The sequence below is a fragment of the Mucilaginibacter boryungensis genome, from assembly GCF_015221995.1.
Lineage (GTDB): Bacteria > Bacteroidota > Bacteroidia > Sphingobacteriales > Sphingobacteriaceae > Mucilaginibacter > Mucilaginibacter boryungensis.
On sequence record NZ_JADFFM010000001.1, the window covers coordinates 346,531 to 370,339 of the forward strand.

Genomic DNA, 23,809 nt, shown 5'->3' on the forward strand with positions numbered 1-23,809 from the left:
TAAAGCCTAAATCAAGGAGTTCGCAACTTTCATTATAGTTGGGTTTTTACAAATTTTATCCCGTCTACATGTTCGCCAATAAAAATATTTGCCATATCTCCGGTTTTGTAAAATGGGGGCTTCCCGGCCATATCATCAGTAATCAATTGACCGTTGATCTTTAGGTTTTCAAATAGTATGTTCCTGATCAACCTGTTTTCGTCATAACCTGCAATTACCGACATGCCTGTATGATTCCCGTTGCTGCTGACATTTATGAAACTGATATTTTCGATCCTGTTACCGGGCGAGGTATTATATTTTTTATTATACATTACCCGTAAATTAACTAACTGGCCTTTTCTGATATCTTCAATACGGATATCATTGAACTTAATGTTTGTGATAAGGTTATTATCGCCGGCATTCAATGCTAAACATCCCTGATAATCTAATTGGTTTTCATGTTGGTCAAGGATGTCGATATTTTCAAACAGCATATTTGCCAGGGTGTCGGGATGTTGGGTATCACCATGGGTGCCCACCATAATGGGGTGCGCAACATCGGCCCATAAAACAGCGTTTTTAATCAGTATGTTGCGGGTATTGCCGTAGTAATTCCACCTGTGCCCATAAATAGCAATACAATCATCAGCATTCCGCATAAAAATGTGGTCCAACTTAATATCGTTGCTGCAGAAAATATCAATACCGTCGGCATTACCTTCCGAACTAAAAGATTTGAAATTATTTACCAAAACCTCGCTTGACTGACCAATGGTAATTGAATACTTATGCGGTAAAATAATAAGCCCTTCAATTACAACATTCTTTGAATAATTCACTGTGATGGCATCATTACGCGATAAAGTTACTGCCTGGTTATCAACAGGTGCCGTGTCGGGCACAGCGTTTTCCAACTGGGTAAAAATACCGCGGCCCCGAACTTTTACATTTTCTGCATGATCCATATACAGGTTGCCCTGAACAACCGCCCCTCCGGCTATATATACTGTTTTTCCGGAAGGGATATTTAACTTCCCGGCCCTGTGTGCACCCGGCCCAAAGTAAATAACACTGGGATCATTTGGGCTGGGGCTGTCTGTTTCCAGCGGATTGGCGAAAAGCTGTAAATTATTAAATATATCCCCATTTATTTCAATAGACAGCTGATCGGAAATATTCATTAAAAAGGTAATTTTATTACCATGTATAAGCGGGACAATGCCTTTGGCTGTTGGCCGTATACGGACTGATTTGATTGGCTGATCATTAACCAATACGGTTACTTCCACCTTACCTGAACAATCGAAATAGCCGAAGGATGTTTTTTTAACGGTGCCTTTTGTGCCTGTAACGTCAGTTACATGGGCAAAATAAGTGGCTACTGTTTGCCATGGTAGGTTGGCCTCCCGTACCTGCACAGTGTAAGTATTGCTTAATATATTACAATGGGGTGCTTTATAAGTAATAAGTTTGGGGTAAGCAAATAGGGTAAAATGAAAAGCAATGGAAAAAAACAGAAGCTTCAAACGCATAGTAATATGTAAGCAAGGTGATAATTAGATAAGAATTATCTCATTGACACCCGTACTACTTTTCTATACTCAAACAAGCCATGTTTAATTCAAAATAATTATTCAATTGTATTACCATTAATTATTTTATCTGGGTTTCGCCCGTTTTAACATTAATGGTAAAAGCCGCTGGCTTGGGTAGCCACAACTTTCCATCACCAATTTCTAAAGGCATCCATAAGTAGCGCGAATCCCATTGAGCTTTGGGTTTCCATATATCACCCAAAAAAATTACACTGGTTGTTTTACTGCCTGTTATTTTCAGCATAAGTGTTGATTGTGCACCATAAGTATTAGTTTCAGGCGGGGCAATATCTTTAAACTCTGACCATGGGCCTGCAAGTGATCTCGCTGTAGCGTATTTATTGGGGTTGGCCCGCCATCCGGTAAGCGCCGACCCTATAGCGTAGTACAGCCCTTTGTAATGCACAATAGCACCGCCTTCCATATGCTGCGGTATCAGGCATATTTCTTTTTCCAAACTAAGGTAATCATCAGCTAACCGGGCTATTCTGAAACCGAATGGCCGATCTTCAAAAATTAAATAGGCGCTTCCATCATCGTCTACAAACTGCCCGATATCCCTGCTTTCATGATCGAGCGGGCGAAAACTTTTCACAAATTTAAATTCGCCATCTGCCCGGTCGCTAATCGCAATCCCAACGCGGGCATATTTGTAGGCCGCGTTATCAAGATGGAAATACATCACATACTTTTGGGTTTTATGATTATAGAAAACCTTAGGGCGTTCCAATATCCACTTTCTGCCCAGGTTTTCAGGATCGCTCATCTGTATCACATCGCCTTTAAAGGTCCAGTCGGCAAGGTTTTTGGATGCATAACAGCTTACATAACGTTTATTGGTATCAAGCCCTTTGCGGCGTTCTTCTCCATACCAATAGTAGGTATCTTTAATTTTAGTTATACCGCCGCCATGCGCCTGTATATGCTCGCCTTTAGTATCCGGCCACACCTCGCCGGGCCTTATTTCAGCTTGCCCGAAAGCGGTAAAAGCAGCTATTATAAAAGCGCCAGCCAAAGCAAGGCCTTTTCCTTTATGCATTTTAAACATGTAAACTAAATTGATGTAAAATTTCAATTATTCAAAAACAACCCCGATTTAAAACTATTAAACCGTAAGCAGACATGATTGAAGAGGGTTTGCATTGGTTATACCGCCCCGTAACTGTATAATGCCGCGGTGGACATGGTTCACTACCGACTGGTAATTAATGCCGGTTACGGCTGATATCTCATCATAACTCCAGCCATCAAAGTATTTTAAAAATATCATTTCCCGCTGACGTTTTGGCAACGTATTTAAAGCCATGGTTAGTATTTTGGATACCTCGGCGTGATGCTCGTTTCCCATCAATACCTCTTCCGGCGAAAAAACCATATCGGGTTCCATGCCTTCTTCAAAGGGCACATTGTTATTTTTTAAACACTTAAGGTGGTTGATAGCTAACGATCGTGCCGTTCTGAAAAAATAAACCTTTACAAAACGGATAGGACCTATGGTTCCTTTCCGCTCCCATAACTTTACAAAAACATCCTGCAGCAGGTCCTGGCAAATGTCTTCATCTTTAATGATCTTGAACATATAACGGTATAATACCGGATATAATTCGCGATGGATATAACCGAAAGCGTTAACATTTCCCAGTCGGGATTCATCCCACCAGTTTGATAATTGGTTGTTATTACTCATAAGGGCTACTGAAGTAAAAGTTTACCGATAATTCAATAATTGGTTTATAGCAGCTAATATGATGGGATTAAAAAAAAAATAAAGGGTATAAAATGACCATTTAAAGGGTACAATATGACCAAAAAGGTCCTTTATAATGATTTCAGATAATGTAGGGCCTGTTGATTAATCGATAACGTTATAACGCTTTTTAAATGCCGGGCGGTTTTGCCTGGCAAAATCGGATGGGTTGGCGTTGAATAATTTGTGGAACTGGGTCCTGAAATACTTTATTTCGTTAAACCCGGTTTCCAGGGCCACTTCGTTGACATTCATTTCCGTCTGGATCAACAGTTCGGCTGCCTTGCGCAGGCGGATATACCTGATGAACCCGTTAATGTTATGACCCGATAACGATTTCACCTTGCGGAACAAATTAGACCGGCTAACACCCAGTTCGGCTGCCAGTACCTGAATGTTAAAGTTTGGATCGGTCATGTGCGCTTCAACAATAACTATACATTTTTCTAGGAACTGTTTATATTCATCAGAAATACTGATCTCTGCAGATTTGAGGGTAATGGCATTATAAAAATATGTTTGCAAATTGCTTCTGATGAGTAAAAGGTTTGCAACCCGCGCCATAAGCACATCTTTTTCAAAGGGCTTGCTGATATAATCGTCTGCGCCGCTTTCCAGCCCTTTTATTTTCCCTTCGGGTGATGAACTGGCCGTAAGCAGTATCATGGGGATAAAATTCATCGATGGGTCCTGTTTAATAAGCGCGCAAAGTTCAAGCCCGTTCATTCCGGGCATCATCACATCGCAAATAATTAACGAGGGGTGTTTTTCCCTGGCGGCAAGCAACCCCGCGTTCCCATCTTCCGCTTCAAAAATGATGTATTGTTCTTCCAGTGTGCTCTTAATATATTTGCGGATATCATAGTCATCGTCGATAATAAGCACCGACTTCCTGTCCGTAAAAATTTCAGTGCTCTGAAACTCTTCAGCTTTTAAATTAACGCCCGGATTATCAAACTGTACAAACGATTGATCTGCCAGTTCGCTGAATATTCCGGAAGATGCATCAGCAACAAGTGAAACCGTATTTTCGGGGTAATGCGCAATCCCCTTTTGCAATTGCAGGTAAAAAGTAGTGCCTAATGAAGGTTCACTTTTATAGGTGAGTGTCCCGTGGTGGTCGTCGGTAAACTGTTTTGCAAGGTATAACCCAATACCGAAACCGGTTTTTACGGGCTGACTGGTTTCCCTTGAGCGATAGAATTTATTAAATATTTTTTCTTCAACATCTTTTGGAATGCCATTACCTGTATCTGCCACGCTGATGACTACATCATCCGGATTTGATTGTAGATTAACGGTCACCTTTTTACCAGGGGGTGAGTATTTAATAGCGTTAGATACCAAATTAAACAGAATGATCTCTATTTTTTCACGGTCGCCATAAATGATCACTTCCTCTTCGGGCATTGTCAGCTCGAATGTGAGTGACGCTGCTTTGGCCTGTTGTACAAAACAAAGATAAACATCGTGGCAAACCTGGCCGATATTTAATGGCCCTGCATTAATATCTGTGGCGCCCGATTCTGCTTTACGGAACAGCAGCAACTGATCGACCAAGCTTAGCAACCGTCTGGCGTTGCGATAAACCAGGCTCAGATCGGTTTTATTATCATTCTCATTACGTACTAAAATATCCTTAATAGGGTTGATAATAAGCGATAGCGGTGTTCGGAATTCATGTGATATCCCGGTAAAAAAGTCCACCCGGCGTTCGTTCAGCTCCCGCTCTTTTTCCTGTAACTTTTTTTGATTATCCGCATTGGCTTTTGCCATTTTTATTTCATAGCGCAAACGGGTTTCCCTGAACTTATAATTAAGGTACCAGTAAATGCAGCAACCTATTAGAGTGGTATAAATTAAATAGGCCCACCACGTAAGGTACCAGGGGGGCAAAACAACCACCCATAATGATGCCGTTTTGTTTATCCATTGCCCCTCTGCATTGGTGCAGTTGATAAGAAGCCTGTAAGTGCCGGGGTTAAGGCGCGTATATACTGCATTGCGCACATGCCCTGAATTGTTCCAGCCGCGATCCCATCCCTTCATCATGTAACGGTAACCAATGCGTTCCTGGGCCGTAAATTCTATAGCCGCAAATTCAACCGATAAAGAAGCTTCATTATAAGGAACGGTAATTTTGCTGATCTGCTGGTCGTTAATAGCCGAGATGTAGTTTGGTTGATCGCTGACTGACCGGTTATTCAGTTTTATTGATGTGGCTACCAGGTTAGGCGTGTTTTGCACCGGCAATATGTTTTCAGGAAAAAAAAGGCTTACCCCGTTGATACCCCCAAATGCCAATTCGCCGTTATAAAGGGTAAGCGAGGCATTAAAATTAAATTCCCTGTTTTGCAGGCCATCGCTCAGGTTAAAATTAGTAAAGAACTTTTTGCCCGGGTTAAACCTTGAAAGGCCATTATAGGTGCTCAACCAAAGGTTACCGGCCTTATCTTCCTCAATGCCCAAAATATTGTTACTACTCACCCCGTCATCAGTAGTATATTGCTTTACAACAGTTTTATGTTGGCGGTCAAACAACATCAGCCCCGCTTCCGTCCCGAGCCATAATTGGCCCTTTCCGTCTTCGTGGATGACCCTTACCGGCTTACCTATAGCATAGTACCGGTGTTTTTTATCGTTTACACCTATCCTGTACAGTCCATCAAATGTCCCGGCCCAAAGCTGCCCGCCCGAATCTTCCTGAAAGGCGAGGATATTTCTCACAGATGCATCAAACAGTTTGAACTGGTCGTTCGCCCTGTCATAAATGAAAAGACCGTTCTGAAGCCCGCTTGCCCATAAGTTATGATTGTGATCTTCATACAGCAACCAAAAAAACTGATACCTGGCATTACCCAGTGTATCCAGCCCCGCATAGGTTTTAAAGGTTTTTGTTTGCGGTTGATAAAGGTTTATACCCGAGCTGTATGTGGCCACCCAAATTTTACCGGTATGGTCTTGTTTAATACTTGTGATAAAATTGGAGCTAAGGCTGCCGGGTTTATTAGCCTGATGAATGTAGTTTTCATATTTATCATTCCGCCTGTTCCATATGCTTAGCCCGCCGCCATCTGTGCCTATCCATAGCCTGTTTTGCTGATCTTCATAAAGCGATTTAACAAAATTATTGATCAGGCTACTGGGATGTGTCGGGTCCTGTACAATGTTCTGAAACCGGTTTTTAACATCGTCGATAATATTGATTCCGCCCCTAAGCGTACCTATCCATTTCCGATGCTCTTTATCCAGAAATATGGAGTAAACGGCGTTACTGGACAAATTATACCTTCCATATCCTTCTGTGAGGTACTTCATTTTCCCAGTCTGTTTATTTAGTATACTGATGCCGCCGCCATCGGTACCTATCCATAACTCGTTGCCGGGCATTGACCGCGCACAGGTTATTCTGCCCGAACTAAGCCCACCGGTTGTCTCTGTCAAAACCTGTTCATAGTGTTTGGAAAAGATATTATAACGGTACAAGCCGGCATTGGTGCCTATCCACAGATCATCGTTTTCGCCATAAATACAACTGGCGGTTTTTAGTAATGGGTCTAATAATGTCAGTTTGTGCTTTAAGCTATCATAACGGCACAATCCCTTACCATCAACAAAAAGGTAAACCTGGCCGGCGGTTACAAATAAGGCAGAAACAGCATAATTCCATTCCTTTTGCAAACCATTCGAAAACGGGATCTCCAAGCCCGGCCCATTATTCAAATGATCAAAAATGATCAGTCCGTTTTTTTGGGTTGCTACAAAAATTTCTCCACGTTCGTTAGTTTGAATAGCGGTAATATACGAGTGTAGCCGGTAGGTTTGTTTTATTCCCGGGCGGGTAACAAATACACCCGCGAATTTTTCGGAGACCGGGTTTAGCACGCTAATCCCTTGCCGCGTACCCACCCAGATGCTGTGCCGGCTGTCCTCGGCAATCGTATTGATAAAACTATGAATAACAGAACCCGAATCATTTGGGTTATTCCTGAATATTTTAAAATCGTAGCCATCGTAGCGGTTCAGTCCATCATAGGTGCCAAACCACATAAACCCGCGCGAATCCTGAAATATGTACCTAACTTCGTTATTTGAAAGGCCATCTTTAAGGCCAAGCTGTTCAATAAACGGCGTCGCCGTTACTAAAAACGGAAATACCAGCAAAACGCCTATTAGCATGTGTGCCTTCAGTTTTTTCCAGCAGGCCACATGAAAATACAGCAGTTTCAATGCAGTAATCAGATTTAATTTTTTCAATATACCGGCTTTGCGCTAATATCACGAAACGTAAATCAGGCGTGGTTTATAGTATAACAGCTACGGAATGTAGCTTAAATTTTACCGCGTCCTAACGTAGCGTTATTATGGTTTACTATGGTTTTTCTTTTGTTTCAGTCGACAATATCTTTGCCAGAACACCCGTCCAGTGTTTCAAAATTTTCCGATCACTAACCCTCATTTTTTTTATTTTGAAGATCTTATTATCAGATGTTTCCGTGGCCGGCTTTTTCATTATTGCAAATTAGGATTATTAACCTGTTTTATCAAAAATAATTACGGGCTATAACGCCCATCCTGTATATATGCAATAGCAAGGAGAGGGATAAAGCAAAAAAAGCGCCCTGAAACTCAGGACGCTTTTTTTTATTGACTTAAGACTTTCGACTCAAGGCTTAGGACTATACCAGTAATCTCACCGGTTCTTCTAATAACGATTTTAGTGTTTGCAGGAAGGCTGCAGCCAGGGCGCCGTCAACCACACGGTGATCGGAGCTTAAGGTTACCTTCATGATATTGCCTGGTACAACTGCGCCGTTTTTAACTACCGGCACTTGTTGTATGCCGCTAACTGCAAGGATACAAGCGTTTGGTGTATTAATAATAGCGGTAAACTCGTCAACACCAAACATACCTAGGTTTGATATGGTGAAGGTTGAGCCTTCCATTTCGGCAGGTTGTAATTTTTTGCTTTTTGCTTTGCCGGCAAAGTCTTTCACTTCTAATGAAATATGGCTTAACGATTTGCCATCGGCAAATTTAATTACCGGTACCAGCAAGCCCTCATCAACAGCAACGGCAACACCTATGTGTACGTGCTCGTTAGTGCGTATCTTATCGCCCAGGAACGATGAGTTAATGGCCGGGTGCGATTTTAAGGCTACAGCACACGCTTTAACTACCAAGTCGTTAAACGATATTTTAACCGGGGCGTACTCGTTCATTTTAGTGCGCGCCGCTATTGCCGAATCCATATCAATAGACATGGTTACGTAGAAATGCGGTGCGGTAAACAAGCTTTCGGATAAACGCCGGCTAATAGCCTTACGCATTTGCGTAACCGGGCGCTCGCTGAATTTTTCCTCGCCGGTATAAGTTGGCAGGGTTACAGGGGCTTTATCTGTTTTAGCCGGAGCAGCTTCGGCAGCTTTGTGGGCTTCCTGTACCTGCTGGGTTGATGGCGTAAAGCCTTCAATATCTTTCTTAATAATGCGGCCACCATCAGCGCTGCCTTTTACATCATTAAGGTTTATGCCCTTTTCTTTAGCTATTTTACGTGCCAGCGGCGATGCTTTTACCCGGCTGTCGTCAGCACTTGACGGTGCGGCAGTAGCAGCAGATTCCTGTGCGGCCGGAGTGGTTTCTTTTTTATCTGCCGGCGCGACTTCAGCGGCGGGTGCATCGGCGCCATCTTGCAGTAAAGGAGTAATGTCAGTCCCTTCTTTACCAACAATAGCTATGATAGAATTTACTTTGGCGGCTTCGCCTTCTTTTACACCTATATATAAAAGGGTGCCGGCTTCGTAACCAACCACCTCCATGGTAGCTTTATCGGTAGCTACATCTGCCAGTGAATCATCGGCTTTTACTTTATCGCCAACCTTAAAGTTCCATTTTTCAATAGTGCCTTCGGTCATGGTATCGCTAAGCAAAGGCATGCGGATAACCGTTGCCGGGATGCTGCTTGTGTCAACTTTTGGTTTGGCTTCAGGCGCCGGGGTTGCGGCAGAGGCTTTATCAGCAGCGGGGGCAGGGGCTGCCTTCTCTTCAGCAGGAGCAGCAGGTGCAGATGCGCCTTCCAAAGCAGTTTTGTAATCTTCGCCTTCTTTCCCTAAAACAGCAATTACGCTATCAACAGGGGCGGCTTTGCCTTCTTCAATACCAATGTACAGCAGTACGCCATCCTGGTACGATTCAAAATCCATAGTGGCTTTATCAGTTTCAATCTCGGCAATTACATCGCCCGATTTTACTTTGTCGCCTACTTTTTTATGCCATTTAGCAATAACACCCTCAGTCATGGTGTCGCTCATTTTAGGCATTTTAACTACATCAGCCATATCTCAGTTTTGATGAATTCTGTTATTGTATGTTAGTAAAAGGGTTAGTCGCGAATATATGGGTAATCTTGCTGCACATATACATCAGTATATAGTTCAGAAGCCTCAGGCCATGGTGATTCCTCAGCAAATTGTACCGATTCGTCAACAATGCCTTTTATTTTTGCATCCATCTCGTCAAACCATTTCTCATCAGCATAAGCTTCTTTAAGGATAGTTTGTTTTACCGCCTCAATAGGATCTTTCGCTTTGTAGCTTTCCAGCTCTTCTTTAGTGCGATATTTTTGTGGGTCGCTCATAGAGTGGCCTTTGTAACGGTAAGTACGCATTTCCAAAAAGGTAGGGCCTTCGCCGGCACGTGCACGCTGGGCTGCTTCGTCCATAGCATTGTGTACCGCAACAGGGTCCATGCCATCAACCGGTGATGACGGGATGCCATAAGGTAAACCTAACTTATAAATATCAGTTTGGGCGGTGGTACGCTCAACAGAGGTACCCATGGCATAACCATTGTTTTCGCAAATAAATATGCAAGGCAGTTTCCATAAAGCGGCCATGTTAAAGGTTTCGGTAAGTGCACCCTGGCGCACAGCACCGTCGCCCATATAAGCAACGCTTAAAAAGTCGGTACCTTTATATTTCTCGGCAAATGCGATACCGGCACCCAGTGGTACCTGTCCGCCAACAATACCGTGCCCGCCGTAAAAATGGTTTTCTTTATCAAACATGTGCATGCTGCCACCTTTACCTTTAGAGCAACCGGTAGCTTTGCCATACATTTCAGCCATTACGGCTTTTGGGGCAGTACCCATTGCTATAGCATGCGCGTGGTCGCGGTAGGCGGTTATCATGCTGTCGCCTTTTTTCAATACAGACATGGCGCCGGCCAAAACGGCTTCCTGGCCAATGTATAAGTGGCAAAAGCCCCTTATTTTTTGTTGTCCGTATAATTGCCCTGTTTTTTCTTCAAACCTGCGCATAAGCAGCATCTGCTCATACCACATCAGGTAAGTTTCTTTTGTAATAGCTATTGAACCCATTTGTTTTCTTAAACGATCAATCTTTTTTGTTGAGAAGCGCAAATCTAATTATATCCTGCCATATATCGAAACTGCAACAGGCTTGTTATAAAGAATTATTCATGCATAATATTTTAGATGGTTTTACTGCACTTTGTAATGAAGAAAAAATGCAAAATAAGATTTTGGGTATCGCTGCTTAGTGTGTTGGAAGTGGCGGTAATTTGCGCATATGGCGTAATAATCTTTTAATGGTAACAATGTTATTTTTGTGTGCAATTTTTTAAGGAATTTGCTGTTTTTATTGTTTTGGGAACGTTTTTCCGATAAAATACTAACAATAAGTACAATTTGTTGTTGCGGATGGTAATAAAACAGGGAAATTATTGAATGATGATTATCGGATACTTTTTACCCCGGTAATGCTTTATCAATGCTGCAACTTCTCTGCCTGGTTTTGTAATGAGACAGTCAAATTCTATGATTAGGAAATAGGCTCAGAAAATTTAAAAGATAATACAAATTCGTCCCGTGGTGTTAATTTTTGCGCAATTTTATTAACAATGGTTTAAAACTTTTTCCAATTTACCTATGGAAAAAGATTTCATCAGGATTTGGTATTTTAAAAAATTTGTATAGTTTTGTACTCAACAATAGGCAAGGTGTCCCCTTTTAGAAACACTTTGTGGTAATTAACCCGAATAAACTAAGGATTAATGAAGAAATTTACTCTTGTTATTGCGTTATTTTTCAGCGTTTTAGCTGCACAAGCGCAAACAAAAACTGTTCCAAATCAAGCACCTGATAAGTCAGACGATCAGGAAAGCTTAGCCAAAGATTATATGTCGCAAATTATGGGTGTAGCGTTAAATGCTACCTCAAACGTTAAACTTTTTCAATTTGTTTACGATTGGATAGGCACCCCTTACCGTTTTGGCGGCTCATCAAAAAAAGGCATTGATTGCTCGGCTTTCACAAAAGAACTTTACGAAAAGGTTTTTAACCTGGATATCAAACGCAATTCGCGCGATATTTTTAGCATGGTTACCCCCGTTGCTAAAGATGATCTGAAAGAAGGCGACCTGATGTTCTTTAAAATACACAGCCGTAGTATTACCCACGTTGGTATTTACCTGGGCAGCGGGCGTTTTGCGCATGCGTCATCAAAAGGTGTCGCCATCAGCAATATCGATGATAGCTACTACAGCCGTTATTTTTACAGGGGTGGACGTATGTTGGCATCCTTCAAAAACGAACTTACCTCGGGCCCGTCTGCCGAGGATAAAAACACGAATAACTAAAACTAAAACCCGATACAAATGAAAAATCCTTCCCTGAAAAGTGGAAGGATTTTTTTTATGCCCGTTTTTATTTTGCGGTATCGGCTGTATTACGTACCAGGCTTATCCCTGTAAAGAAGAATATTAAACCAATAAGGCCTACCACTACCAGGGTGGTCATTTGTCCTGTATGCTGTACAATCTCTACTCCTGTGTAGATCACACCGATAATACCTAACACAGTAAGTATTGCTCCGAAGGTTCGTTTTAAGTTCATAATGCAGTTTATTTGAATTTGCTATTTTAATTAAGCAAATTGTACTCCAAATAATTATCTATATTTAATTATCTAAATAAACCCCTTTTATGGAATCATATGTCCCCTTATTAATTATCGTTTTTATAGCCCTTATTATCCTGTCGACTTCGTTTGTAACTATCAGGCAAGGTACGGTTGGTGTTATTACCGTGTTTGGCAAATATCGCCGTGTATTAATGCCGGGCTTAAATTTTAAGGTGCCTTTTATAGAACAGATATATGCCCGTATCTCTATCCAGAACCGCTCCGTCGAACTGGAGTTCCAGGCCGTAACTGTCGATCAGGCTAATGTATACTTTAAGGCCATGCTGCTATATTCGGTTTTAGACCAGCAGGAAGAAACCATTAAAAATGTAGCCTTTAAGTTTGTTGATGACCGCAACCTGATGCAGGCGCTGATACGCACCGTTGAAGGGTCTATCAGGGCCTTTGTAGCTACCAAACGCCAATCGGATGTGCTGATACTTCGCCGCGATATTGTGGAGCATGTAAAAGAGCAATTAGACCAGATACTGGAAAGCTGGGGTTATCACCTGCAGGATCTGCAGCTGAACGATATTACGTTTGACGACGTTATTATGAAATCGATGAGCCAGGTAGTTGCATCGAACAACCTGAAAGCTGCAGCCGAGAATGAAGGCCAGGCCTTACTGATCACCAAAACCAAAGGCGCCGAAGCTGAAGGTAACGCCATTAAAATTGCCGCCGAGGCCGAACGCCAGGCCGCCCAGCTGCGCGGACAAGGTATTGCCTTATTCCGCGAGGAAGTAGCTAAGGGTATGACCGTTGCCGCTAAAGAAATGCAGGAAGCCAATATGGATACCTCGGTTATCCTGTTTACCATGTGGACGGAAGCCATTAAACACTTCTCTGAAAACTCGCAGGGTAATGTGATATTCCTTGATGGTTCTGCCGATAGCATGCAGCGCACCATGAAGGAAATGATGAGTCTTGACCAGCTACACGTAGATAGATTGGGTAAGAAGAAGTAAGATACTTTGCAAAAAATTTAAAAACAAGGAAGCCGCTCAATTGAGCGGCTTTCCTTGCCTTATAGTAATCTTAGAAACTATTCCTTTTCGGTGCTGGCTTCCTGGTTTATCCAGCTTTCGGCAATTTGAGTAAGCAATTCATCGCAGGTTTTTTCTTCTTTCAGCGTAGCTTCCAGTAGGTCTGCCGCTTCATTGTACCCTAAAGTAAGGGCTAATGTGCGCAGGGTACCGTACGAGGCTATTTCATAATGCTCAACTTTTTGTGCAGATGAGATAAGGCCGGCATCGCGGGTTATGCTGCCATCCTCAGTGTCCTTAATAATTTCCTGGCCTTCTTCAATCAGGCCTTCCATAGCAGGGCATTTTTTAGCTGCCGCTTTTTCACCTATCGATTCAAAAACATCTTCAAGGCGGGTAATATGGTTTTCTGTTTCCCCCCGGTGGTTTTCAATGGCCTGCCTCAACTCATCAGATGTAGCAGCTTTTGCCATTTTAACCAAAGCTTTTGCCAGGTGTTTTTCCGCCCAATAAATATCTTTTAATTCGTCTAAAAATAATTCGTTTAATGCCGACTCCTGTACCTCGGTAGTTGTTTCCGGCTGTGATGATTTTGTTCTCATGTTCTTCTGTTTTAAATTTTCGATGTATGAGAATAACCATTTGAAAAACTTTAAGTTTTTATTTTTTCTTAAAAATCAATAATATAACTTAAAATGATATTTATGCACCCTTTTTGGCACTCAAGCTCTGCATTAACTGATCGTACAGGTCATCACTTTTAGTTTTATGCGGTTTAAGTTTTTTAATGGTAGGTCTTTTCCCTTTGGCTTTGGCGTGGATGATCTTCAGCAACTCATCATGGTAATCATCCTTAAATTTCGAGACGTCAAATTTTTCGGAATACTGGTTAATAAGCGCTAAACCCATGTCCAGTTCCTTTTTGGTTACCTCTACACTTTTGGGGACGTTCAAATCCTCGGTACTGCGTATTTCCTGGGCAAAGCGTATCCGGGTAATCACCATTACATTATTTACAGGGTGCACAATACACAGGTTCTCGGTACTACGCAATACAAACCGGGCCAGTCCGGCTTTTTTTGATTTGGTCATAGCCTGCATTAGCAGTGCATAGGCTTTGTTGCTTTTTGTATCCGGCTCGGCATAGTACGATGTTTCGTAATACATCGGGTTTACTTCATCAATATTTACAAAGCTTTCAATCTCAATATTCTTGCTTTTCTCGGGGCTGGCATCCTCAAAATCGCGTTCTTCCAGTATCACATAGTCATCGTCCATTTTATAACCTTTCACAATTTTTTCGTAGGGCACTTCCTTATGGGTGTGTTCATTCACGCGTTGAAAGCGTATACGTGAGTGGTCGCGACTATCCAGCATATCCAAATCGAGCGAGCTTTTTTGCACCGCCGAATACAATTTAACGGGTATGCTTACCAGGCCAAACCCTATGGAGCCTTTCCAGATCGATCTCATAATACGCTGATTTTGATTAATTATAACCAATAAAACAGTGAAAGGGTTTTTCGTTATGGATAGCGATATTAAATAAAATTTGTATCCCGGTTTATAATGGGTTCAGGCCATTGGGATTATTAGCCTGGCTATCGTCTTTTATTTCTGTCCCATTGTTTTTTGGGTTGGCCGAATTATCCTCCCCCAGCTGAAGAAGTATAGCGTTCCAATGCTCATTGACCATCTTTTTGGTAACGGCAGGCTGCAAAAATTGTATGTCCAGATCTTTCGAAGGATCTAAGGGATGTTTATGCATAACCTTAAGACAAAAAATACCAGCAATTATACTCAATTCCTGTTGTGAAGGTCAAGTAAGCTGATCAACTCATTAATTTACTGAAAAAAGAAAGGTGCCAAAGGCGGGCTGATCACGGTCAAAGCCTTCGGGCCCAACCTTATCTATCACCTGTTTTGTATAGGGCATTTTTAAACCTTTGCGTATCACATAATGATGATAGGCCATGTAGTAAATAGGGATGAACCTGCCACGCCCTTTTGCAGAGATGGTTGTCCAGTCACTGTATTTACCCGTAATATCATGCCATGTGGTAAAAGGGACACCATCGTCGCCAAGATTATATCTTGCCACATATTCAAACCCTTTTAACAAGCGGTTTTCCAGTGCAGCGTACAGATCATCACCTTGTTGCCAGGCTTCTTCGCAGGTGGTGGCTAAGGCTCCAATACCTAACTGACTATGGCCCTGGTCCCTTCCGCTTTCCTGTAATTGCCCGGTCTTGCCACTGATATAATTTTTTAACGAGCCATTATCGTTACCATTATAATAAAAATCGATCGCCTTATTATACATGGGCCGATTGTCCAGAAATATGGCTGCGGCTATATAGGCTTTAGTTACAATGGCGCCCCAGTTTCCGTTGGTATAAGGTTTAGTATTATAAAACCCATCCATAACTGGTAAAAAAACAGTTGTGATCATGCTTGTGATCTTTGCCAGTTGCACTGCATCCATATCCTTGTAGGTATAATGCAAAACCTCAGCTGTATAAATTATTTTAAAGCCTTCCAGGCCTGCCAGCAAAGGTGAATCATTTGTTGAGGGTATTGTTTTTAGCGTGTCGGCATATGCCTCCAGAATATGGAGTGATGTTTTAGCATGTGCTTTGTCACCGGTAACCATCCACATAATGGCATTTAAATATGCCGCGCTGAAATCGGCCTCCATTTTAGGTTTGGTCCAGGCATATTCACCATCCCTCGCAATAACTTTATAGGGTCCGTTCATCCGGTAATTTGCCGCGGCCGCGGGGTTCGATCTTAACAACAGGTAAGAGCTATAGCCGGGTTCAATTTTATGATCGACCGTTTTTTTTAACTGACCGAATTCTTTAAAAGTATGTAATACCCCCGGATGAATAAATGTTTTTGTTTGCGCTGTTGCGTAGATTGATAAAAAGCAGCAAAACCAAAGCACAGCGCCTGCCGCAAATATTTTTTTCGTCATTGCTATCATCACGTTATTTAATTTATTGGTGTTCATTTGGGCAGATAATTACTGCCTGGCCGCTCTTTTCGGCTATATCAACAACAAGCTGGTCTTTTGATGTCACCTTCCGGGTGCTGATCCTTATGCCGTTTTTACCATCATCCTCGTAAATGGTCGCGGTATAAGTAAAGTGCTTTTTTAAAAAGTTTAGGTTAAGATGCGTCGTCAGGGGCGTTAACCCTGATGCGCTGCCTAAATACCATACATCTTTTTTACGCCGTGCTACACTTATAGATTTCCCGATCTCGCCCTGAAGGTAGTGCGACTCGTCCCATACCGTCGGGACCGATTTAAAAAATCCCAGGTCCGGATCGTCGGTATTATAATCCTGCGGCTTGCCATACCAAAATATAGCCTGTAAAGGATCAAAGTAAACCACAGTTAATGCCAGTTGTTGTGCTTTACTTACTTTTAAATTTTTACTAAAGGCGTTTGTGGCGTTTGGATAGCAAAATGTAAAATCGGCAGGGCCTGCTAAATAACGTGTGTAGGGCAACACAGTGTTATGAAAGGCATCAGGGCTGTTTTCATCACCGCGAATACCTTCCTGCGATAATTGGTAGGGGTACCTGCGGCTTAGTCCGGTAGGTTTGTAATGGTCATGTACATTAAGTATAAAACCATAATCATTTACCTTTTGCATGGCCGAATCCAGCCAGGAAAGCCCTTTTTGAGTGCCGCCATCTACAAATCCGAATTTCAAGCCGCTTACACCCCATTTTTTATAAAGGGGCAAAATAGTATCCAGCTTGGCTTTCAGCCCCACGTAATTAACATATAGTATAACGCCTATGCCTTTAGACTGACCATAAGCAATCACTTTTGGAAGATCCAGTTCCGGAATGGTTTGGGTTGGGTCGGAAGTTGTACGGAATTCTGCACCATACCAGCCTGCATCAAACATAATGTATTGAAAATTCATTCTTTTGGCCAGTTCAATCCCGTCTAACCCGCCCTGGGTATTTACAGGTACCCTGAAAACTTTTCCGGGTTTAACATTAACCGGAGGGGCGTCCGTTAATGGTTCTGTCAATTTTAAATTAAGCTCGCTAAACGCGTGCAGGCCAATGGCCGTCCCGGTACAGCTAATCGTCCGCCAGGGTGTAATCAGGCTATCCCGGAATTCCACTTGAGTATCTTTGTTTACAGCTTTAATTTCATTGTTCCGATAAATCGTATCTGTATAAAAATCAAAACGAAGGCTATTGGGTTTTGGCCCTTTAATTAATACGCATTTGGTGTAATTACGGTTTTCTGCTTCGCCTATGCTCAGATAAAGCGGTTGGCCGGAAACAAGTGTAGCGGGCATATCGCAAATTCCCGGCAGGTCATTTAAACGTACCGGGCGGAAAATAGACTCCTCGTGATATTGGTAGATCTCATAAATGTCAGACAGGTTGAACTCCGTTAACTCTTTTTTTAACTTTACTATGCCTTTGCCTATGTCCCTGCAAATGTAACGAAAGGCGAAACTGCCATTGTAAGCGCGCATAACTACATCAAACCTGGCGTTTATTGATGAACAGTGCAACACTAACTGCTGGTAATGGTTATCAATTTTGCTATCTTCACCCAGTGGCCAGTCAAAACTTTTTTTATGATCAGTTTTTACCTGGCTTTTGATCTTAATCCCTTTCGACAATTCCGGCCCGTTCGTCTCTAAGCCCAGGGCCGACCATTCAGCCACCCCGTGCCCGTTAAACTTCATTTGATAGGCCAGTTGCCCGGTCTCAGTTATTTTTAATTCAATTTTAGTTTGATGATCGGGAGATTCCAGCCGGGCAGCGGCTTTAGTTTGTGCCAGTAAACTTGAATAAGTCCCAGCTAATAATAAGCTTGCCAACAATAACTGGTAACATATTTTACGCTTCATTTTTTTCCTATCGTTTATATTTTCGGCCGCTTGTTATTCCAAACAGATAATGCAAAGACAGCAGATGAGTTGTTTTATACTCTGGATAGCCCCTTATAACAAACATATTATTATTTATCTAAGATAATTAAAGGCGCCCATCCCGGAATTACACGCTATATAGGATAATAATTGTTCATCAGCTGAAATGATTAAACTGCAACGTCATTCATATTGGCCTATGTCCCTAATAGGGGACAATAAAAAAAATGCCGTCTGTGAAAGCAGACGGCATTTGTAGATTGGTTTACCAGCCCGGATTTTGCTTCAGTTGCGGGTTTAAAGCTATCTCCGTAGTTGGAATTGGATACAGATAATTTTTTTCGGTGAATGACCGTGCAGTTTGATCGAGTATCAGGTTGCCATTCGAGTCCAGCGCATTAGAAGGCTTGGGGCTGAGCGCATTTGGCCCTAACTCGGCTTGTGTGCCTTTGTAGCGGATACTTACAGGCCATGGACTGATAAAACCAGCCACATTGCCATAGGCGGTACCCCCTGTATTGCTAACCAAATCGGTTGTGGCACTATGCCAGCGCTTAATGTCATCGAACCGGAAATTCTCGAAATATAATTCCACAAAACGCTCGCGTCTGATTTCTGTCCGCATATCCAGTCCGTTAGCCGATACGAAAGCATTGGTTAGGGGTGGCATCCCATTTTTTTGATTCGCCCGTAAACGCACCAGATTCAATGATTTATTTAGGTCAGCATCGGTGATAGTCCCATTACGTTCATAAACGGCTTCTGCATAATTTAACAACACTTCTGCATAACGGATAACGGGATAATCTTCAGATTCTTTTTGGTCGGGAACGGCTCTTTCAGACATCCATTTTTGATTCCCATAACCACCTACCTGCGTAACCTGGCCAAGCGAGCTCGCGCGGTCTGGCGCATCATTTAACCAGGTAACACGCGGATTGAAGGCGCCATACCAATAATACATCCCATAAACTTTAATGGAATATCTAAGTCGGTTGTCGCGATTGGCGAACTGGGAACCATACGTAGCGTACCCTTGAAATTTGGGCGATTTCTCGATAGGTAACCCATCGGTACAAACAGGGGCGTTCACCCATTTCTGCTGCGGGCCAATGGCATTACCCATCCGGCTTACACTCACATTAATCGGTTTCAGCACATCATCATAACGGTAGGATAGGACATACTCATGATTAGCCGCTTTAGTGATACTGGCAGGATTTGACTTGGGATTTTCCAGAATGAACATATATTTCATGGCCGAATCGCCCAACGCTACACTATTCCCTCCACCCAATGCATCATTTGCCGCTGTACCAAACAGCGCATACTGGTTGGTGGTCATTACGGAGTTCGATGCCGCTATAGATTTATCAAACAAGGCGTTATAGCGCGTGGCGTCGCCATTTCTGAATTTTTGCCAGGTCGCCTCGTAAAGTGTAACCCTTCCCAAAAATGCCTGCGCGGCAGCTTTGGTCAGCCGTCCATAATCCGCAGAGCTGGGGGCAATTGTGGCAGGCAAATTTGCGGCTGCTGCCTCCAGGTCGGCAATGATCTGATCAACTACTGCATCCCTGGTAGCACGCGGCCCATACAGGGAAGGATCATCCAGGGCCAGCAATTTGGTTACCACCGGCACTTCACCGTAAAGCTGTAAAAGGTCAAAGTAGCAATACGCCCTAAAAAATTTGGCCTCGGCCACATAAGCGGCAATGTCCGCAGCATTTGCATAATTGGCGGCGCGGTCAAGCAGGTAATTGCAGTTGCGGATCCGGGAATAATTAGAGTTCCAGTTTCCGTCTGTTGTCACAAGGGTGTTTGTACCGGCCCCGAATGCGCCGCCACCGCCGAAGATATCGGCGCGGCCATCGTAATGGGGATTATCGGTCATTAACTGGCCAAAATTACGGAGGTAGCCATAATATTGATTTGCAAAAGTTTTGAAGTCGGATGGTTTCTGCCAGTAAGCGGCATCGGACAACTGGTCCAGCGGCTTCAGGTCCAATGATTTTTTACAAGCCAATTGAACTGAAATTAGTGTGGCCAGTAAAAATGTTATTTTGAGTTTATTATGATTTTTCATGTAATCAGGAATTAAAATGTGATGTTAGCACCCAGGGTCAAATACCGGTAAAACGGATATCGTTCATTACCACTGGCAGTTCTCGTAGTTTCGGGGTCCCACCCGTCGTGGATTGCTGATACTTCCCATAGGTCGCTTCCGGAAATGTAGAACCGAACAGAACTTAATGCTTTTGTCCGCTGCAATAACGCCTTGGGAAGGCTGTAACCTATCACAAGGTTTTTTAACCGCAGATAAGCGCCGTTCTCCACCGACCAGGTAGATGCCTGATAGTTATAATTGTTAATGGCATTATTGTTAGCTGAATGGAGATTAGGATAGTAAGCGCTTGGATTTTCCGGCGACCAAACGTTTCCTACCCAACTGGTGGTTTGCATTTGGTTGATGGAAGTAAAAGGAACACGCCAGTTATTGGCGCTGCCTGCACGGAAAATAGTACGCTTTCCAACGCCTTGCAAAATGGCAAAGAAATCAAAACCATTCCATTGGGCACCCAGGTTCAGACCATATGCATAGCGCGGAACATCGGACCCTAAGTAAACAAAGTCGCCCATGTCTTTGGTCGAAGTGCCTGCGGTAAGTTTACCGTCCCCATTCACATCCGCAAAAGAATTGTCGCCGGGGCGCAGACCGGAAAACTGACCTGCCGGATTAGCCAGGGGTGTGGCAGCAGGCAATCCTATGGTATTACCGGTATAAAATTTATTGTAAGCATCTACCTGACTTTGACTCTGTAGCTTGCCATCGTATTTTAGGCCAAAATAAGAGCCCAGCGGATAGCCTTCTACCGTAGCATTGTAGCCGCTGGCAATGAGAGGCACACCGTTATAATAAATCAACTTGTTCTGGCTGTCTGTAATATTTCCCGCGATTGAGAAACTAACTTTGCCTATATGATCGCGATAAGTCAACTGTCCTTCCCAGCCCCAGGTTTTTAGATTGCCATTGTTGCTGGCAGGAGCTGCTGCCCCCAGGGTGCCCGGATAAGTTACCTGGATCAGCATATTATCATTCCGGTTTTGGAAAACTTCAAAAGTGCCGCTTAATTTATTTTTCAGTATAGCGAAGTCGACACCAAGGTTCGCTTTTTTTACAGTTTCCCAGGTACGGTCAAGCGATACGAGCGAACCGGTGGTGGTTACCTGTGAGGCAATTGTGGATCCCAACAAACTACCGCTGCTTCCACCATTCAAAGACTGGAGATAATCGTAGCGCCCGATACCCGTTTGGTTACCTGAAGTACCGTAGCTTACCCTCAATTTCAGGTCATCAAAAAAGTTCAGCTTCTTGATCAAACCCTCTTCTGATAAACGCCAGGCTGCAGAGGCACCATAAAAGGCCTTCCACCTTTTATAATCTATAAGACGTGAGGAACCGTCATAGCGTCCTATAGCTTCAAGCATATATTTTCCTTTGTAATTATAGGTAAAACGCCCGAAGTAAGAACCTAAGGCTGTATGGTACCTTTCTTCACCATCAGTAACATAACCGGCAGTTCCGCTGCTGAGCCCGAGGCCCAATGCAGGAATATCATCACTAAGCAAATTAAAGGTGCGGGCGTTAAACATATCGTATTCATCGCGTTCATACGATGTGCCGGCCATCAGCATTACATTGTGTACCTTGTTAAAGGTATTGGTATAGGCAACTGTTCCGGTTAAGGTATAAAAAGGATCAGTGATGTTTTGGCGATAATAATTGGAACTTAAGTTGCCGCCGCTGGCGCTGGTGCCACCTGCACTCGGATTTGTTACAATCAAATTCGTATCATAGTAGCTGTACATCTGAACCTGCTTGGTTTGCACCCGCTGATCCTGATACCAGGTATTATAACCAATGTTGGCACTGGCTGTAAAATGTTCCAGAAAATTAAAGTTCAACTTGGTATTTAGTAAAATACGTGTATTGGCTTCGAGGTTGTCACCGCCATCTCTTAACAAGCCCGGCGGGCTGTAGGTTGTGCCCCAGGCGTAAGGCCTGCCCGAAACGGTCAGGGCTGGAACACCCGGCATAAAGGAAGTGCCTAAAGCGCTATAGCTTGTAAAGCTGTAAAGTGTTGGCTGCTGGATGTCATTTTTTTCCAGCGAAACAGTATTGGACATATTGAATGCCGGTCCAAACTTATAATCGTTATTAAACCGCAGGTTATAACGCTGATTACCGTTATTGCCCCATCTTAGCTGGCTGCCATCATTCAGATAACCTGCCGAAAAGCGATATTGTTCTTTTTCGCTACCCCCGGAAACGTTCAAATTATGTTCCGTTGAGGTTGCCCGGCCCCACAATACATCGGACATTTTTGTATCCAGAAAATCAAACTCTTTCACATCAGTAAAAACCGGGACCGGTGTCCCGTTATAAAACAGGCCTGCGGTTATTGCCGTGCCATTATAGCCAGGAATGGCTGTCGCGGGTATCACTTTGCCTAAATTGGCCAGTGCCAACTGTGCATACAGGTACCAAATATAGGTTGTAGGTGCAACACCATAGGCATCGTTCGTCAGCGCCTGTGATGCGCCGCTGGCCCATGTAGCCAGATCAACGGTCTTCGGCTGTAAACCAATCAGCTTTTCGGAAACAGAAGGATTATACTGGATCGTCATCTTGCCGGCCTTTCCTCTTTTGGTTGTAATTAACACCACACCATAAGCTGCCCTGGCCCCATAAATAGAGGCGGCAGCGTCTTTCAGGAAAGAAATATTATCAATATCATTAGGGTTAAGGGAGTTTAGCTCATTGTTATTATTTAAAGCTATACCATCCAGGATAACCAGCGGGTCCTGGGCATTAACAGATGTGGCACCGCGTATCTGAAAATTCCAGTTTTCGCGGCCTGGCTGAGCTGAGGTCCTGGTAACCACTACGCCAGGGACCTGGCCCTGAAGATTTGCGATCGGGTTGTTTGTTGGGCCCCTGTCCTCAAAAGTATGGGCATCTACAGTAGCAATAGCCCCGGTAACTGTCGCTTTTCTCTGCTGTCCGTAACCAACTACAATAACTTCGTTCAGCCCGGTTTTATCCGGCGCCAATTTTATAACCATTGGTTTAGTGAAATCGGCCTGCGCTTTAACACTAATATAACCAACACTATTAAACCGAAGTATTGCCCCCGCCGGCACATTGATCTTAAAAGACCCGTTAACATCTGCGGCTACACCGGTAGTTGAGTTAACTAACACAACGGTTGCGCCTATTACCGGATCGCCTGTGCTGCTGTCAATAACCTTTCCGGTAACTGTTTGGGTTTGACCAAACGCTAAACTATAGGATAGTGAAACAAACAGCAAAGCAAGAAGACGACAGGTTCGCCACTTTTTACTGTAAAAAGAAATCATAATCATTTGATTTAAGGTGTATAATCTGTTAATTCAAGCTTAAATGATTCCCGCGGAAGGTTATTCTAAGCTCTTGGTTATAACACAGACAAGCATACAGGATATATATACTCAATATTCGGCCTTTTTTTAAATATGATTTTGCCTAGAAGTATTAAGGTACGTTGATTTACTGGCATTACCAG

16 protein-coding genes are annotated in these 23,809 nt (G+C 43.1%); 2 read left to right on the forward strand and 14 right to left on the reverse strand.

All coding sequences use genetic code 11. The annotated features are described in order from the left end of the window. Positions 1-32: 32 nt before the first annotated feature. The 6 genes from IRJ18_RS01500 to pdhA form a co-directional block, all read right to left on the reverse strand. A complete protein-coding gene (locus IRJ18_RS01500) occupies positions 33-1,517 on the reverse strand; it encodes a glycosyl hydrolase family 28 protein (protein WP_194104435.1) in 1,485 nt (494 codons plus the stop codon). Positions 1,518-1,638: 121 nt separating this feature from the next. Further along, complete coding sequence (locus tag IRJ18_RS01505; protein WP_194104436.1) at positions 1,639-2,619, reverse strand: family 43 glycosylhydrolase; 981 nt, start codon at positions 2,617-2,619, stop codon at positions 1,639-1,641. 66 nt (positions 2,620-2,685) lie between these two features. After that, the gene (locus IRJ18_RS01510; RefSeq protein ID WP_194104437.1) at positions 2,686-3,267 is read right to left on the reverse strand and encodes an RNA polymerase sigma factor; all 582 of its coding nucleotides are present in this window, start codon (positions 3,265-3,267) and stop codon (positions 2,686-2,688) included. A gap of 165 nt (positions 3,268-3,432) precedes the next feature. After that, positions 3,433-7,584, reverse strand: coding sequence for a hybrid sensor histidine kinase/response regulator (locus IRJ18_RS01515; protein ID WP_194104438.1), 4,152 nt, complete (start codon positions 7,582-7,584; stop codon positions 3,433-3,435). Between the two features lie 422 nt (positions 7,585-8,006). Further along, positions 8,007-9,665 carry a pyruvate dehydrogenase complex dihydrolipoamide acetyltransferase gene (locus IRJ18_RS01520; RefSeq protein WP_194104439.1) on the reverse strand — a complete coding sequence of 553 codons (1,659 nt, stop codon included), beginning with the start codon at positions 9,663-9,665 and terminating at the stop codon, positions 8,007-8,009. Between the two features lie 44 nt (positions 9,666-9,709). Continuing rightward, positions 9,710-10,705 (reverse strand): pyruvate dehydrogenase (acetyl-transferring) E1 component subunit alpha, encoded by a 996-nt coding sequence (gene pdhA, locus IRJ18_RS01525; RefSeq protein ID WP_194104440.1) that lies wholly within the window; start codon positions 10,703-10,705, stop codon positions 9,710-9,712. 695 nt (positions 10,706-11,400) lie between these two features. On the opposite strand from pdhA, the gene IRJ18_RS01530 reads away from it, so the two are divergent. Next, positions 11,401-11,985 carry a C40 family peptidase gene (locus IRJ18_RS01530; protein WP_194104441.1) on the forward strand — a complete coding sequence of 195 codons (585 nt, stop codon included), beginning with the start codon at positions 11,401-11,403 and terminating at the stop codon, positions 11,983-11,985. 67 nt (positions 11,986-12,052) lie between these two features. Here the strand turns inward: IRJ18_RS01530 and IRJ18_RS01535 are convergent, their stop codons facing one another. After that, entirely contained in the window at positions 12,053-12,241 is a 189-nt protein-coding gene (locus tag IRJ18_RS01535) for a hypothetical protein (protein ID WP_194104442.1), read from the reverse strand. Between the two features lie 89 nt (positions 12,242-12,330). Here IRJ18_RS01535 and IRJ18_RS01540 point away from each other — a divergent pair, with 89 nt between their 5' ends. Then, positions 12,331-13,275, forward strand: coding sequence for an SPFH domain-containing protein (locus IRJ18_RS01540; protein ID WP_194104443.1), 945 nt, complete (start codon positions 12,331-12,333; stop codon positions 13,273-13,275). Positions 13,276-13,352: 77 nt separating this feature from the next. On the opposite strand, the gene IRJ18_RS01545 is transcribed toward IRJ18_RS01540, so the two are convergent. The 7 genes from IRJ18_RS01545 to IRJ18_RS01575 all read right to left on the reverse strand — a co-directional run bounded on the left by IRJ18_RS01545 (position 13,353) and on the right by IRJ18_RS01575 (position 23,576). Continuing rightward, the gene (locus IRJ18_RS01545) at positions 13,353-13,895 is read right to left on the reverse strand and encodes a YciE/YciF ferroxidase family protein (protein ID WP_194104444.1); all 543 of its coding nucleotides are present in this window, start codon (positions 13,893-13,895) and stop codon (positions 13,353-13,355) included. A 100-nt stretch (positions 13,896-13,995) separates the two neighbouring features. Then, positions 13,996-14,766, reverse strand: a complete 771-nt coding sequence (gene ku / locus IRJ18_RS01550) for a non-homologous end joining protein Ku (protein WP_194104445.1) — start codon at positions 14,764-14,766, stop codon at positions 13,996-13,998. 91 nt (positions 14,767-14,857) lie between these two features. Then, the gene (locus IRJ18_RS01555) at positions 14,858-15,061 is read right to left on the reverse strand and encodes a hypothetical protein (protein WP_194104446.1); all 204 of its coding nucleotides are present in this window, start codon (positions 15,059-15,061) and stop codon (positions 14,858-14,860) included. Between the two features lie 72 nt (positions 15,062-15,133). Continuing rightward, positions 15,134-16,306, reverse strand: a complete 1,173-nt coding sequence (locus IRJ18_RS01560; RefSeq protein WP_228072469.1) for an alginate lyase family protein — start codon at positions 16,304-16,306, stop codon at positions 15,134-15,136. Beyond that, on the reverse strand, positions 16,293-18,185 hold the full coding sequence (locus IRJ18_RS01565; protein WP_194104447.1) for a glycoside hydrolase family 97 protein: 1,893 nt from the start codon (positions 18,183-18,185) through the stop codon (positions 16,293-16,295). Before IRJ18_RS01565 ends, IRJ18_RS01560 begins: the two co-directional genes overlap by 14 nt. A 286-nt stretch (positions 18,186-18,471) precedes the next feature. Next, the gene (locus IRJ18_RS01570) at positions 18,472-20,289 is read right to left on the reverse strand and encodes a RagB/SusD family nutrient uptake outer membrane protein (RefSeq protein ID WP_194104448.1); all 1,818 of its coding nucleotides are present in this window, start codon (positions 20,287-20,289) and stop codon (positions 18,472-18,474) included. A gap of 11 nt (positions 20,290-20,300) precedes the next feature. Continuing rightward, positions 20,301-23,576 carry a SusC/RagA family TonB-linked outer membrane protein gene (locus IRJ18_RS01575; RefSeq protein WP_194104449.1) on the reverse strand — a complete coding sequence of 1,092 codons (3,276 nt, stop codon included), beginning with the start codon at positions 23,574-23,576 and terminating at the stop codon, positions 20,301-20,303. Positions 23,577-23,809 lie beyond the last annotated feature (233 nt).